The organism is Gemmobacter caeruleus, assembly GCF_008271655.1.
Lineage (GTDB): Bacteria > Pseudomonadota > Alphaproteobacteria > Rhodobacterales > Rhodobacteraceae > Gemmobacter > Gemmobacter caeruleus.
Window position 1 is genome coordinate 72,390 of record NZ_VKKX01000052.1, and the last position, 13,978, is coordinate 86,367.

Below are 13,978 nucleotides of genomic sequence, written 5' to 3' on the forward strand. Positions count from 1 at the left end.
ATGTTTGCTATATGCCAGGATGTGAATGATCTTCGCGCTTTCGGGGAACCGCCAGCCAAAAAATAAACAATATCTTTCAAAATCTCTCGTGTGTCACCTCATGGACCCGACCTTTCCCAAGTGGTCTGCCTCTCGACGCCATGATTTCCTGACTTTTGCCGCTGAACAAGCATTTTCTGCCGTGCGTGTTGCTGGAGGTCGCGCAAGCGCCCGTAGTGGGGTGCAGCGGTCCGTAAACCCGGACGGGCGCTGGCGCGCATTTGACCGGGAAGAACTGCTGACAAATGACAAGGCAAGACTCTATCTTTTCTGGCTTCGTGATGCGGCAATGACTGATCGCGACAGCCTTCCAGAGCCTGACGTGCTGGGTGAGGAAATCACGGAGAGCCTGCAATCCGCTCTTGCAAGGTTCTCCGCAGTCGCTTTCGAGCTTTGGTAGAGAGGCCGCTCTGACTAAAAACGCTCCGAGCACCGCTCTCGCCCTTCGTACGAAGCGTTCGCTGGTTCATTGAACCTGTCTGAACCGGAACAGATGGCGAAAACCGTGTTTCGGGGCCCCATAAAATACGTTCCTTTGCAAAGGTTTCGGCTGGTTTCGCCAGGGCGGCCTCGTCCATGCCGACGGGGGGCGCCATTACCTCGATCACCTCGGCGAGCCCGAGGAAGGTATCGCCGACGATGGCGCAGAACAGGGGCGCCGTCCAGCCGGTGCCATCGAGCAGCGCCAGCGGCACGAGCAGGCAGTAGAGCCAGCTCGTGCAATAGGCCAGCATCGAATAGACATAGGGCAGCGGCGTGGTGGCGATGCGTTCGCGGCCGGTCAGCCCATGGGCGAAGGTGGCGATGCGGCTGGTCATCGCCAGCGCGCCGAAGCCGTCGATCACCCCGGCCGCGCCCGCAGTGGCCAGCGAGTCGGTCATCGCGTCCAGCGCGCCGGCGGTGGTGCGGGCCTGGGCATCCGGGGCGATGCCAAGCGGCGCGCAGCGATGCAGGTGGTGAAAAGTCAGCACCTGCCGCAAAAGCCGGTGGTGGCTGCGCGGATCGGCGATGAAGACATCGGCCTCACGCGCGAGGGGGCGGCTGTCGGCGACCAGACCGCCCGCCAGCTTGCGCGCCTCCCACCAGCGGTCATAGGCGGCATTGTTGCGAAAGCCCGGAAACAGCGACAGCGCCACCCCGAACAGTGCGAATGGGGTCGTGGACAGATGCACCAGCGCATCCCACACCACGATCGCCAGCGCCAGCCCGACGATGACCGAAAGCTGCGGCCAGAGCTTTGGCAGGATCGAGCCGCGCAGGGCAAAGATCAGTTCATAGGGGCCGGGTTTTTCGCGAATGATCATGGGGGCGCATCCCTTGGCGTGCCTTGCTCCAGGCCGCGACCGGGCGAACGGCAAGACAGGTGCAAGGCGTCGCCAAGGGTGCTAGGCTCGGCCCCGCATTGGCCGCGCGGCGGCAGAAACAAGGACCCGTTTCGTGACCAGACCCGATCCCCTGCGCCGTGCGCTGCTGGCGACGCCCGCCCTTGTGCTGATGCCTGCGACCCTGCGGGCGGCCGAGCCGATCGGGGCGGCGGTCACAGTGCGGGGCGAGGCGCATCTGGCAACCGCGGCCGGGGTGGCGGCGCTGCGTCCGGCCGATCCGCTGGCCCTGGGCGATACGGTCAGCACCGGCGCCGACGGGGTGGCGGCGCTGGAATTGCGGCAACAGACGCTGGTGCAGATCGGTCCGCAGGCCAGCCTGACGCTGGACCGTTTCATCGCCGAGACGGGTGGCGTCATCACGCTGGGTGGCGGCGCGATGGTGTTTGACCGGCCCGACGACCTGCCGCCGATCGACCTTGCGGTGCGCACCGCATTCGCGCGGATCGGCGTGCGCGGGACGCGGTTCTTTGCGGGGCCGAGCAAGGGCGTCTTCGGGGTTTTCGTGCAGCGCGGCAGCGTGCAGGTGATGGCGGGGGGCGCACGGCGGCGGATTGGCGCGGGCGAGGGGGTGGATATCGCGCATCCAGGCGCCGCGCCGGGGCCGGTCTCGGGCTGGAAACCCGCGCGCATCGCCGCGGCCTTTGCCAGCGTCGGCCTGCGCCCCTAATCGCAGGTCCAGAGCGCGCGCCTGCCGAAAGAGCGGATCTCCACCTCGCCCAGCGGGCGCAGGCCCTCGGGGCAGCGGCGGGCCAGTTCGGGGCCGATGCAGATGCGGCTGCCCAGATCCTTGTTCGCCTCTTGCAGCCGGGCGGCCAGATTGACCGCATCGCCATGCGCGGTGTAGTCGATCCGCCCGCCGGCGCCGACATCGCCCAGCACGGCCGGGCCGGTTTCCAGCCCGATGCGGGTGCGGCCCAGATCATGCGTCGCGGCAAAGGCTTCGGTTGCATCGCGCAGGGCGCGGGCACAGGCGATCGCGGCGGCTTCGTGCCCGGGCTGGTCTAGCGGGGCGTTGAACAGCGCATGGACGGAATCGCCGACCAGCTTGTCGATCATGCCGCCATGGGCCAGCACGATGCGGCAGGTGAGGGTGAAATAATCCTCAAGCTGCGCCACCAGATCGCGCGGGCCGAGGCGGCGGGCCGCGGCGCTGAACCCCTCGATATCGGTGAAAAGGGCGGTCACCTCGCGCGTTTCGCCCTCCAGCCGCAGCAGGCCGGGATCGGCGGCGATGCGGCTGACCAGGGCGGCGGGCAGGGTCTGGGCCAGGCGGGCGCGCAGCGCGGCCTCGGCCCGGGCGGCGCGGGCGGCCCGCAGGCCAAGCGCGCAGCCCAGCACCACCAGCAGCAGAAGGCCCGGCCCCAGCGGGTCGATCAGCCAGAGCCGCGCCTGCCACAGCGTCAGCGCCAGTCCGGCCCAGCCGGCGGCCAGCGCCAGCCCCGCCAGCACCGCGCGGCCCGGGGGCTGGCGCAGCGTCAGCCCCAGCAGCAGAAGGCCCGCCCCCAGCAGGAACGCGGCCTCCAGCCCGGCGGCCCAGCCGGGGCGCGTGGCCATCCGCCCGGACATCAGCGCCCCGGTCAGGTCGGCGGCGATCTGCACCGAAGGGGTGACGGGGCTGGCCGCCGTGGGCCGCAGCCCGCCCCGTTCGGGCAGCGACGACCCGATCAGCACCACCTTGTCGCGCAGCGCGCCGATTGCAGGGGCGCGCAGCAGCCCGGCCGCATCATGGCTGCGGCCGGGCCAGAGATCGGGCGCCGAGGGCACCAGCCGCAGCGCCCCCCGGTCGAGCGGGATCAGCCGCCCCGGCAGGCGCAGCGCCCCGGCGCCGATCAGCGCGGCACCATCGCCCACGCTTGCCAGCCGCGCCAGCGCGAGGGGCAGCGTGGGCAGGGGCTGGCCCGCCACCAGCACCCCGGGCGGGAGACGCCGCACCCGGCCGTCGGCATCACCCGGCAGCGCGATGGAGCCAAGCCCCCGCGCCGCCGCGGTGATCGCGGGGCAAGGCGCCTCGGCCCCCGGCGCGGGCCAGAGCAGCGCGCCGGGCGCGACCGCCAGCGGCGCGGGCGGCAGGGCGCCGCCGGGCTGATCCGCCAGCAGAAAGCCCGTGACCACCGGCGCAGGCGCGCGCGCCATGGCGCTGACCAGCGCCGCGGCGGCGGGGCCGTCGCAATCGCCGGCAAACAGCATGTCGATGCCAATCGCGCGCGGCCCGGCCTCTGCGATCCGCGTCAGCAGCCGCGCTGTCGCCGCGCGGGTCCATGGGGCGCCGGTTTCATCCACGGCGCCGATATCGACGACGGCGATCTCCGGGGCTGGCGCAGGCGGCAGCGCCATCATCACCCGGTCCAGCACCGCATCGCGCCAGGGATCAGCGATCCGCGCCGGCAGCAAGAGCGCCAGCGCGACCAGCAGCACCCCCAAGGGCAGCAGCGACCGCAGCGGGGCCACTTGAAAGGGGGCGCGCGCCACGGCGCTCAGCCCTCGGGCTCGGCCAGGGCGGCGAGGCGGGGCAGGTCGCATTCCCAGACCTCGCCCGCGCGGGTGACCGCCGCCGCCTCTTGCAGCGCCATCAGCGCGCGGTTGACCTTGGGCCGGCTGGCCCCCAGCAGGGCCGCCAGTTCGCCTTGCGAGATCTCCAGCCGCAGCGCGGCGCGCGGGGGCGGATCTTCGCCATGGATCTGGCGCAGTGTCAGCAGAAAGAACCGCGCCAGCCGCGCCTCAAGCGGAAAAAGCGCGATCCCCTCCAGCTGGTCGGTCGTGTCGCGCAGTCGGCGGCAGAAATAGCGCGCCGCCCCCAGCATCAGCGCCGGATGCGTGGCGGCCAGCGCGATGAAGCGCGCCCGCGGCAGGCGCCAGCCCAGTGTCGGGGTGACGGCGGTCGCATCCGCCGACCGCCCGCCGCCATCGACCAGCGCGAATTCACCCAGCGTGTCGCCGCCCTCGGCATGGCGCAGGATCAGCTCGCGCCCCTGCGCCGTCAGCAGCGTCAGCTTGACCCGCCCCTCGGCCAGCGCGACCATCCAGTCGCCGGGATCGCCGCGCTGGAACAGCACCTCGCCGCTGTGCCAGCGTTGCGGCAACGCGATGGCCGAAAGCTGTGCCAGCGCCGGTTCGGGCAGATCCTCGAACAGCGCGAAAGACCGCCAGAAACGCGGCTTCGGCCCCCCTTGCGGCGCCTCTGCGATCATCCTGCCCCCGATCCTGCATCCGTCTTCTGCCCGGCAGACTGCGCGAAGGACGGGGCCGGCGGCAAGCCTGTTCCGCAGGGAACAGCGCCGAATCCGCCCCGGCGGCAATTTGGGTTCAGGCAGGCCAGGATGGCCCTGACCCCTGACAGAAGGACAACCCAAATGGTCGATTTCATCGGCGGCAATGGCAATGACAACCTCAGCGACGGCCTCGTGCTGATCTTTGGGGACAAGTTCTCGGGCTTGGGCGGCAATGACACGATCACCGCGCATATGGGCAATGACACGATCTTTGGCGGCGCCGGCGATGATCTGATCATCGACAGCCACATCCTTGGCCAGTCGGGCAATGACCAGATTTTCGGCGATGAGGGCAATGACCGCATCTTTGCCGGGATCGGCGCCGACAGCATCTTTGGCGGCAGCGGCACCGATACGGTGAACTATACCGCCGCGACCGCCCGGGTGGATATCGACCTGACCCGCAGCAGCCAGATCGGCAATATCGCGCAGGGCGACGTGCTGGTCTCGATCGAGAACCTTCAGGGCTCGGGTTTCGACGACCGGCTGTCGGGCAATTCCGGGGCGAATGTGATCGAGGGGCGGTCGGGCCATGACCTGTTGCTGGGTCAGGCGGGCAATGACTCGCTTCTGGGCGAGGCGGGGCGCGACACGCTGCTGGGCGGGACCGGCGACGACAGCCTGTCGGGCGGCACGGATGCGGATGTTTTGCTGGGCGATCTGGGCAATGACCGGCTGTCGGGCGGCAGCGGCAATGACAACCTGACCGGCGGCGAGGGGGCCGATACCCTGAATGGCGAGGATGGCAATGACCGGCTGGAGGGCGATGCCGGGGCCGATGTGTTGGATGGCGGCACCGGCAATGACACGATGAATGGCGGGGCCGACAATGACCGCCTGCTGGGCGGCACCGGCAACGACCTGATGGATGGCGGGCTGGGCAATGACACGGTCGATGCCGGCGCCGGCAATGATGTGGTGAAGGCCGGGTCGGGCAGCGATGTGCTGGCGGGGGGCGAGGGCAGCGACACGGTCGATTTCTCGGCCACGCAGGCACTGTTCCAGATCCCCGGCAGTTTCCTCAATATCAGCATGGCGGCGGGCACCTTTGGCACCACCACCTTCACCGGGTTCGAGCGTCTGGTCGCCACGGTCAATGCCGACAACATCATCGGCAGCGCCGGGGCCGACACGATCCTGGCCGGGCGCGGCAGCGACCGGGTGCTGGCGGGGCTGGGCAATGATCAGCTGTTCGGCGAGGATGGCAATGACACGATGGACGGCAGTCTGGGCGCCGATCTGCTGGATGGCGGGGCCGGGAATGACCAGTTGAGCGGCGGCTTTGGCGCGGATGCCGACACGATCCGCGGGGGCTTGGGCGATGACATCGTCTCGGGCGGGGCGGGCAACGATCTGTTGCAGGGCGATGCGGGCGCCGATCAGATTCTGGGCGGTGACGGCGACGATCGGCTGCTGGGCGGCAGCGAGAATGACCGGCTGACCGGGGATGCGGGCAATGACCTGCTGGATGGCGGCAGCGGCGATGACCGGCTTCTGGGCGGCAGCGGCGCGGATCTTCTGACGGGGGGGCTGGGCAATGACCTGATCGTGGGCGGTCTGGGGGCCGATGTCATGGGCGGGGGCGCGGGTGCCGATACCTTTGTCTTTGCCTCAACCGAGGATTCGCCGAACCAGCCGGGCGCCTTCGACCGGATCACCGATTTCACCGCCGGGCAGGACCGGATCGACCTTTCCTCGCTGGATGCCAATCCGGCCCTGGCCGGGGATCAGGGCTTTGCCTTCGTGGCCTTCGGCAATGGTGCCGGCACCGTTCATGCCGAACAGGGCAATGGCGTGACGACGGTTCTGGTGAATATCGACGGGGACGCCAATCCCGATCTGGTGATCCAGTTGACCGGCCTTGTGAACCTGACTGCCGCCGACTTTGTCCTGTGATCCCCTCCGGGACCAAGGCGGCAGCCCCCCGGCCGGAAGGCCGGGGGGTTCTTGCATCAGAACCCGCCCGTGAAGACCGAATAAAGCAGGTTGAGGTTCAGCACGATGATGGTCGCCGCGATCAGGCTGCACAGCGCCGTCAGCCAGCGCGGCGCCACCAGATCGCCCATCTTGTCGCGGCTGGCGGTGAACATGACCAGCGGCACGATGGCGAAGGGCAACTGGAAGGACAGCACCACCTGGCTGAGGATCAGCAGCTTGCCGCTTTCGGCGCTGCCATAGATCAGGATCACCGCGATGGCCGGGGCGATGGCCAGCACCCGGGTGATCAGCCGGCGCATCACCGGGCTGATGCGAAAGCGGATGAACCCCTCCATCACGATCTGCCCGGCCATGGTCGCGGTCAGCGTCGCATTCAGCCCGCAGGCCAGCAGCGAGATGCCGAACAGCGTGGGGGCAAGCGACCCGCCGAGCAGCGGCGACAGCAGGGCATGGGCCTTGTCGATCTCCACGATCTCGGTATTGCCGGTGGTGTGGAAGGTGGCCGCCGCCAGGATCAGGATCGCGGCATTGATGCCAAGCGCCAGCATCAGGGCAATGGTGCTGTCCCAGGTGGCCAGCCGCAGCGCCTGCCGCCGCCCCGCCGGATCGGCGCCATAGGCCCGGGTCTGCACGATGCCCGAATGCAGATAGAGGTTATGCGGCATGACGGTCGCCCCGATGATGCCAAGCGCAAGGTAGAGCATTTCGGGGTTGGTCACGATTTCGGTCGTGGGGGCAAAGCCCGCGATGACCGCGGCCCAATCCGGGTCGGCCATGGCGATCTGTACGATGAAACACCCGGCAATCAGCGCCAGAAGCGCGATGACAAAGGCCTCGACCCAGCGAAAGCCCTTGTTCTGCAACAAAAGGATGAGGAAGACATCCGCTGCGGTGATGAAGACGCCGATCTCCAGCGGGATGCCGAACAGCAGGTTCAGGCCGATGGCGGTGCCGATCACCTCGGCCAGGTCGGTCGCGATGATCGCGGCCTCGGCAAAGACCCAGAGCGGGACGGACACCCATTTCGGATAGGCATCCCGGCAGGCCTGCGCCAGATCGCGCCCCGAGGCGATGGCCAGCCGTGCGCAAAGCGATTGCAGCAGGATCGCCATGATGTTTGACAGCAGAGCCACGAACAGCAGCGCATAGCCGAACTTCGCCCCCCCGGCCAGCGAAGTGGCCCAGTTGCCGGGATCCATATAGCCTACGGCGACCAGATAGCCCGGCCCGATAAAGGCCAGAAAGCGCCGGAAAGGCGAGGCCCCGATCGGCACGGCGATGGAGCGGAACACCTCCGACAGGGAGGGCGTCTCGCTGGTGCTGCGCCAGGCATTCGGTGACATGGAGGCTCCTGCAAGCAATGAGATAGGCGTGGCGGTAAAACTTAGCTTTGGCTAATTTGCATTGCTTCGGCTATCGTGTCAAGATCGGCGCAATGAGGAGTGCGTGATGACCGACCAATCCCCCGTTCAGGCCGATCTGCCCGCCGCCGATACCGCTGGCGGGGCGGGGGAGGAGGCGCGCGCGCATGAGATGCGGGCGCCGGAGATGCAGGCCGAGGCGTTTCAGGCCGTGCGCCAGGCCCGCCGCAGCGAGGTGGCCGAGGATTATCTGGAACTGATCGCGGAGCTGATCGAGCTGATGGGCGAGGCCCGGCCCGTCGATATCGCCACGCGGCTGGGGGTGCGGGCGCCGACCGTGGCCAAGACGCTGGACCGGCTGGCGCGGGACGGGCTGATCACGCGGGCGCGCTATCGCTCGGTCTTTCTGACCGAGGAGGGGCGCCAGATCGCCGAGGAATGCCGCCGCCGGCACGAGATCGTCGTGCGCTTTCTGCTGCGGCTGGGGCTGGATCAGGAGACTGCGGAACAGGATGCCGAGGGGATCGAGCATCACGTCTCGGCGCGCACGCTGGCGCTGTTTGCCGAATTTGCCGGGCGCGACTGACCGGCGCCGGCGCGGGTCGTCTGCCCCGGAGGGGTTTTGCACCCCTCCGGACCTCCCCGCAGGATATTTGTGAACAGATGAAAGGGGTTAGTCGGTCTGCCAGCGCGCCAGCCGATGCGCCATCCGCCGGTGCCAGAGCGGCGGGATCAGCGCCACGGCCGAGGCGACGGGCAGCGACCAGGGCAGCCAGGGCGCCTGGTTGGGTTCGGGCAGGCGCAGCGCCGGATAGGGGCGCGACGGGTGGGCGTGGTGATCGGAGTGGCGCGGAGCGTTCAACATCATGCCGGAGGAAAACCAGTGCGGCGCGTTCCAGCTATGGCGGTCGCCCACCGGCTCGTACCGGCCATCGGGCAGGCGGCGGCGGGTCAGGCCGTAATGCTGGACGTAATCCGACAGCATGAGCTGCGCCGTGGCATAGGCCGCAAGGCCCGCCCAGACTGCCATACCCGCCCAGCCCGCCAGCATGAAGCCAAGCGCCAGCGCACCCGTCTGCGCCAGCAGATAGGCGATATAGGGATGCAACCCGCCGGGCCTGCCCTGCCGCCGCGCGCTTTCCGCCGCCAGTCCGGCGCGGAACGACCCGCCATAGGCGCGCGGCAGGAAACGGTAGAAGCTTTCGCCCGTGCGGGCGGAGTTCGGATCGAGCGGGGTCGCCACATGGCGGTGATGCACCAGCCGGTGCGCGCTGGCGTGATGGGCGTTCAGCATCGTCGCATAGACCGCCACCCCCAGCCGATAGAGCCCGCGCCGCCCGCGATGGATCAGCTCATGTGCGGCGGGGTTGGAGATCTGGCCGAAGAACTGGCCAAAGCCCAGAAACAGCGCAACCCGCGCGGCAAGCGGCAGATCGCCCGGTGCCGCGATCGCCCGCACCGCCAGCGGAAAGGTCAGCAGATGAACCAGCCCGATCACCACCAGCAGCACATCGGCGGCGGGGAATTCGGCGCCTTCGGGCGCATCGGGCGCGGTCAGGCGGATCAGGTGATCGAGCAGTGCCGTCAGCACCGCCATATAGGCCAGCCCCGCCAGCACCCAGCCCCCGCCCAGCCAGATGCCAGCCCCCAGCAAGGCCGCCGGCAGCAGCGCCGCCCCGGCAAACAACGCCATGGGCGGCAGGGGCAGGGCACGGCGAAAGGCGCGGCGAACGGCACGGGGCATGGGCAGGCTCACATCGGGGACGCCCCCAGTTACCGCGCTTTGACCACGCGACGCAACGTCCGGGGTGACGCAGTGCCCTTTGCCCGGCAAGCTGCCCCAGACGGGGAGGATCGCATGATCAAGGGATTTGTAGCGCTTTCGGCGCTGTTCGCGGTGGCCTATGATGCGCTCTATGTCGGCAATGCGCAGATCCCGCTGAGCGGGGCGCTGGTCAAGACGCTGCCCGTGGCCTTGCTGGCGCTGGCGGGGCTGTGGGCGGGGGCGCCGCGGGCGATCATCGCGGGGCTGGCGCTGGGGGGCTCGGGCGATTTCCTGCTGGCGCGCCCGGGCGAGGGGGCGTTCCTTGCCGGGATGGCGGCCTTTGCCGCCGGGCATCTGGCCTATGCGGCGGGGTTCGGCCTGCGTCGCCCGCCGCTTGCCGTGGCGCTGCCGCTGGTCCTGCTGGCGCTTTCGACCGAGGTCTGGCTCGCACCGCATACCGGGGCGCTGCTGTGGCCGGTGCGGGCCTATGTGCTGGTGATCTGCCTGATGGCGGCCATGGCGCTGACCCGGCCCGAACCGCTGTTGCGGGCGGGCGCGCTGTTCTTCGTGCTGTCGGACCTTCTGCTGGCGCTTGCACTGTTTCGCGCGGATGGGCAGACGGCGCTGTGGCTGTCGCAGGCGCTCTGGCCCTGCTACTGGCTGGGGCAGGCGCTGATCCTCGCGGCCTTCCTGCCGGCAAAGCCGCCCCTGGCCCTTCCATCCGGCGCGCGAAAGGCTTAGGTGGAAGGAACGTCTCTCGCCGGGTGGCCGCATGTCCTTTTTCAAGAAGCTGAAAGACCGGATGTTCCGGTCCTCCGACAAGATCGCAGGCTCGCTCGACGCGCTGGTGGAGGAGGGCGAGGCCGCCGCCGATGCCGGTCCCGACACCGCCCCGCGGCCGGAACCGGCGCGAGAGCCCGCGACCCCCGGCCTTGTCGGTCGTCTTTTCGGCCGCGAGGCCGATGAGCCGCGCCGCGTCATGGATGACGCGATGCTGGAAAGCCTGGAGGAATTGCTGATCGAGGCCGATCTGGGCGTCGATACCGCGATGCGCGTCGCCGCCAATATCGCCGAAGGGCGCATGGGCCGCCGCATCGGGGCGACCGAACTGAAACGCGCGCTGGCGGAAGAGGTCGCCCGCATCATGACCCCGGTGGCGCGGCCGCTGCCGATCTATCCCAAACGGCCGCAGGTCGTGCTGGTGGTGGGGGTCAACGGCTCGGGCAAGACCACGACGATCGGCAAGCTCGCCTCGCAATTCAAGGCCGCCGGCAAATCGGTGGTGATCGCGGCGGGCGACACGTTCCGCGCCGCCGCCGTCGAACAGCTCCAGATCTGGGGCACTCGTGCCGGCGTGCCGGTGCTGACCGCGCCCGAAGGATCCGACCCGGCAAGCCTTGCCTTCGACGCCATGACGCGGGCGCAGGAAACCGGGGCCGATCTGCTGCTGATCGACACGGCGGGCCGGTTGCAGAACCGCGCCGACCTGATGGAGGAACTGGCCAAGATCGTCCGCGTCATCCGCAAGAAGGACGAAACCGCCCCGCACAACACCCTGCTGGTGCTGGATGCCACGACTGGCCAGAACGCGGTCGCCCAGGTCGATATCTTCCGCAAGATCGCCGATGTCTCGGGCCTCGTGATGACCAAGCTGGACGGCACCGCCAAGGGCGGCGTGCTGGTCAGCCTGGCCGACCGTTTCGGCCTGCCGATCCATGCCATCGGCGTGGGCGAACAGATCGACGACCTCGCCCCCTTCGACCCCGAGGATTTCGCCCGCGCGCTCGTGGGCCTGGCCGACTGATCCCGGCCGGCATGTCTTCATCTGTTCACAAATATCCTCGGGGGGTGCGGGGGGCAGACAGCCCCCCGTCTGACCTTGACGCCCCGCGATGACGGAATGGCTTCTGGCGCAGGAGGGCACGCCGGCGGGGCATGACCTTGCCCTGATGCTGGCCATTGCGGCGGCGCTGCTGCATGCGCTGTTCGGCGCGTTGCAAAAGGGCCGGCACGACCCCTGGCTCAGCCGGGCCGCCATTGACGCGAGCTATGGGCTGATCGCTGCGCCCTTTGCGTTCTTCGTGCTGCCCTGGCCCGAGGCGCGGCTCTGGCCGATCCTTGCCGGGGTCTTTGTCATTCATGCCGTCTACAAGCTGTTGCAGGCGGCGGCCTATGACCGGGGGGCCTATACCGTGGTCTATCCGGTGGTGCGCGGCACCGGGCCGCTGGTGACGGTTGCGCTGGCGGGGCTGGTCTTTGGCGAGCATTTCGCGCCGCTGCAATGGCTGGGCGTGGCCTGCCTCTCGGGCGGGATCCTCGCGCTCGCCGCCTGGAACCTGACCCGCGTGCAGGCGGGGCGCGAGACGATGCTGCCCGCGCTCGGCTTTGCCGCGCTGACCGGGCTGATGGTCGCGGCCTATACGACCTATGACGCCTGGGGCATTCGGCAGGCCGCCGATCCCTTCACCTTTCTGGCCTGGTTCTTTACCGTTGACAGTCTTTTGATGCCGGCGCTGACCTTTCGCCGCTGGCGGGCTATGGGTGTTGCAGGCATCCTGCCGCTGTTGCGGCGCGGGGTGCTGGGGGCGCTGGTGGCCTTTGCCAGTTTCGGCGGCATCATGCTGGCCACGCGGCTTGACAAGGTGGGCGAGGCGGCGGTGCTGCGCGAGACCTCGACCGTGTTTGCCGCGCTGATCGGCTGGCTGGTGCTGGGCGAGCGGTCGGGGCGGATGCAGGTCGCGCTGATGGCGGTGATCGCGGGCGGCGCGGTGCTGGTGGAATGGGGCAGCCCCTGACGGGCGCCCGCAGGAACGGAGGGGCGCATGGCCCGCAGGAAGATCAACCCGATCGTGAAGCTGGTGCTGGAACTGGGGCCGGTGCTCCTGTTCTTCGTGATGTTCGGGCGGCTGAAGGACCAGCAATTCACCTTTGGCGGCAGCAGCTATGACGGGTTCATCGTCACTACGGCGGCCTTCATCGCGCTGATCGTCGTGACCAGCGGCATTCTCTGGGCGCTGACCGGGCATCTGTCGCGGATGCAGATGCTGACGCTGGTCTTGGTCGTGGTGATGGGGGGGCTGTCGGTCTGGCTCAATGACGAGCGGTTCATCAAGATGAAGCCCACGCTGCTTTATGCGGCCTTTGCGGGCGTGCTGGGCTTTGGCCTGTGGCGCGGCAAAAGCTATCTTTCGGCCGTGCTGGACGAGGCGCTGCCGCTGCGCGAGGAGGGCTGGATGATCCTGACCCGGCGGCTGGCGCTGTTCTTCGCCGGGCTGGCGGTCGCGAATGAACTGGTCTGGCGGCTGATGTCCACCGAGGCCTGGGTGAATTTCAAGACCTTCGGGCTGACGCTGGCGCTGTTTGCCTTTTTCATGACGCAGGGCAAGCTGTTGGAGAAATACGCCGAACCGCCCGCCCGCGACTGACACCCGGGATGCGGCGCGCGCCCTTGCGGGCGCGCATTCCCTTTGCCTCGGCCCCCGCGCGCCGCGCGCGGACCTCAGGCGGTGCGGGGCGTCAGCGTTTGAACAGCGTCTCCATCGCCTGCTTGTCCATCGTGGGTTGCCGTGCCTCGGCTGCGACGGCGCGGCCGCGCTGAAACGCCGGGCGCTCGCCAAGCGCCTTGAGCCAGCGGGCGAGGTTCGGCTTGTCGTCCAGGGTCTGTTGCTGCCCCTCCCAGCCCATGGCCCAGGGCCAGATCGCGATATCGGCGATGGTCAGCGCGTCGCCGGTCACGAAGTCGCGCCCGGCAAGCTGGCGATCCAGCACGCCGTAAAGGCGGCCCACCTCCTTGCGGTAGCGTTCCTGCGCATAGGGCAGCACCTGCGGCGGGTCCATCTGCGGGGCATATTTCAGAAAGTGATGCGCCTGACCGGCCATGGGGCCGACGCCGCCCATCTGCCACATCAGCCATTGATCAGTCGCCACCCGGTCGCGTTCGGTCGCGCCGTAAAGCTGGCCGGTCTTGCGCGCCAGATATTGCAGGATCGCCCCGCTTTCAAAGATCGCGATCGGCGCGCCGTCCGGCCCTTCGGGATCGACAATGGCGGGCATCCGGTTGTTCGGTGCGATCTTGAGGAAATCGGGCTGGAACTGGTCGCCCTTGCCGATATTCACCAGATGGAGGCTATAGGGCAGGCCCATCTCCTCCAGCGCGATGGTGATCTTGTGGCCATTGGGGGTGGGCCAGTAGTAAAGCTCGATGGGGCGGGTCATGCGCGG

14 protein-coding genes are annotated in these 13,978 nt (G+C 68.7%); 8 read left to right on the forward strand and 6 right to left on the reverse strand.

The genetic code is table 11. The annotated features are described in order from the left end of the window. The first annotated feature begins 25 nt into the window (after window positions 1-25). On the forward strand, window positions 26-439 hold the full coding sequence (locus FOA17_RS17215) for a hypothetical protein (RefSeq protein WP_149142742.1): 414 nt from the start codon (window positions 26-28) through the stop codon (window positions 437-439). On the opposite strand, the gene FOA17_RS17220 is transcribed toward FOA17_RS17215, so the two are convergent. Continuing rightward, window positions 378-1,343, reverse strand: a complete 966-nt coding sequence (locus FOA17_RS17220) for a bestrophin family protein (protein ID WP_149142743.1) — start codon at window positions 1,341-1,343, stop codon at window positions 378-380. The two genes, FOA17_RS17215 and FOA17_RS17220, sit on opposite strands and share 62 nt — an antisense overlap. 133 nt (window positions 1,344-1,476) lie before the next feature. On the opposite strand from FOA17_RS17220, the gene FOA17_RS17225 reads away from it, so the two are divergent. Then, on the forward strand, window positions 1,477-2,091 hold the full coding sequence (locus FOA17_RS17225; protein WP_149142744.1) for a FecR family protein: 615 nt from the start codon (window positions 1,477-1,479) through the stop codon (window positions 2,089-2,091). Here FOA17_RS17225 and FOA17_RS17230 read toward each other — a convergent pair. After that, window positions 2,088-3,893, reverse strand: coding sequence for an adenylate/guanylate cyclase domain-containing protein (locus FOA17_RS17230; RefSeq protein ID WP_162528303.1), 1,806 nt, complete (start codon window positions 3,891-3,893; stop codon window positions 2,088-2,090). The genes FOA17_RS17225 and FOA17_RS17230 overlap by 4 nt on opposite strands. Window positions 3,894-3,898: 5 nt before the next feature. Continuing rightward, entirely contained in the window at window positions 3,899-4,612 is a 714-nt protein-coding gene (locus FOA17_RS17235) for a Crp/Fnr family transcriptional regulator (protein ID WP_149142746.1), read from the reverse strand. 162 nt (window positions 4,613-4,774) lie between these two features. Here FOA17_RS17235 and FOA17_RS20345 point away from each other — a divergent pair, with 162 nt between their 5' ends. Beyond that, window positions 4,775-6,589 (forward strand): calcium-binding protein, encoded by a 1,815-nt coding sequence (locus FOA17_RS20345; protein WP_162528304.1) that lies wholly within the window; start codon window positions 4,775-4,777, stop codon window positions 6,587-6,589. A 56-nt stretch (window positions 6,590-6,645) separates the two neighbouring features. Here the strand turns inward: FOA17_RS20345 and FOA17_RS17245 are convergent, their stop codons facing one another. Next, window positions 6,646-7,974, reverse strand: coding sequence for an Nramp family divalent metal transporter (locus tag FOA17_RS17245; RefSeq protein ID WP_149142748.1), 1,329 nt, complete (start codon window positions 7,972-7,974; stop codon window positions 6,646-6,648). 106 nt (window positions 7,975-8,080) lie between these two features. On the opposite strand from FOA17_RS17245, the gene mntR reads away from it, so the two are divergent. Then, entirely contained in the window at window positions 8,081-8,578 is a 498-nt protein-coding gene (gene mntR, locus FOA17_RS17250; protein ID WP_149142749.1) for a manganese-binding transcriptional regulator MntR, read from the forward strand. Window positions 8,579-8,665: 87 nt separating this feature from the next. Here the strand turns inward: mntR and FOA17_RS17255 are convergent, their stop codons facing one another. Beyond that, window positions 8,666-9,736: an alkane 1-monooxygenase gene (locus FOA17_RS17255; RefSeq protein WP_238991867.1), complete on the reverse strand. Its 1,071-nt coding sequence runs from the start codon at window positions 9,734-9,736 to the stop codon at window positions 8,666-8,668. A gap of 114 nt (window positions 9,737-9,850) precedes the next feature. Here FOA17_RS17255 and FOA17_RS17260 point away from each other — a divergent pair, with 114 nt between their 5' ends. From FOA17_RS17260 to FOA17_RS17275, 4 genes are all read left to right on the forward strand, one after another. Next, the gene (locus FOA17_RS17260; protein WP_149142750.1) at window positions 9,851-10,498 is read left to right on the forward strand and encodes a lysoplasmalogenase family protein; all 648 of its coding nucleotides are present in this window, start codon (window positions 9,851-9,853) and stop codon (window positions 10,496-10,498) included. 31 nt (window positions 10,499-10,529) lie between these two features. Beyond that, window positions 10,530-11,561, forward strand: coding sequence for a signal recognition particle-docking protein FtsY (gene ftsY, locus FOA17_RS17265; protein ID WP_149142751.1), 1,032 nt, complete (start codon window positions 10,530-10,532; stop codon window positions 11,559-11,561). Between the two features lie 88 nt (window positions 11,562-11,649). Further along, a complete protein-coding gene (locus FOA17_RS17270; protein WP_149142752.1) occupies window positions 11,650-12,552 on the forward strand; it encodes a DMT family transporter in 903 nt (300 codons plus the stop codon). A 27-nt stretch (window positions 12,553-12,579) separates the two neighbouring features. Next, complete coding sequence (locus FOA17_RS17275; RefSeq protein ID WP_149142753.1) at window positions 12,580-13,182, forward strand: inner membrane-spanning protein YciB; 603 nt, start codon at window positions 12,580-12,582, stop codon at window positions 13,180-13,182. Window positions 13,183-13,273: 91 nt separating this feature from the next. Here the strand turns inward: FOA17_RS17275 and FOA17_RS17280 are convergent, their stop codons facing one another. Continuing rightward, the gene (locus FOA17_RS17280) at window positions 13,274-13,972 is read right to left on the reverse strand and encodes a glutathione S-transferase N-terminal domain-containing protein (RefSeq protein WP_149142754.1); all 699 of its coding nucleotides are present in this window, start codon (window positions 13,970-13,972) and stop codon (window positions 13,274-13,276) included. Window positions 13,973-13,978 lie beyond the last annotated feature (6 nt).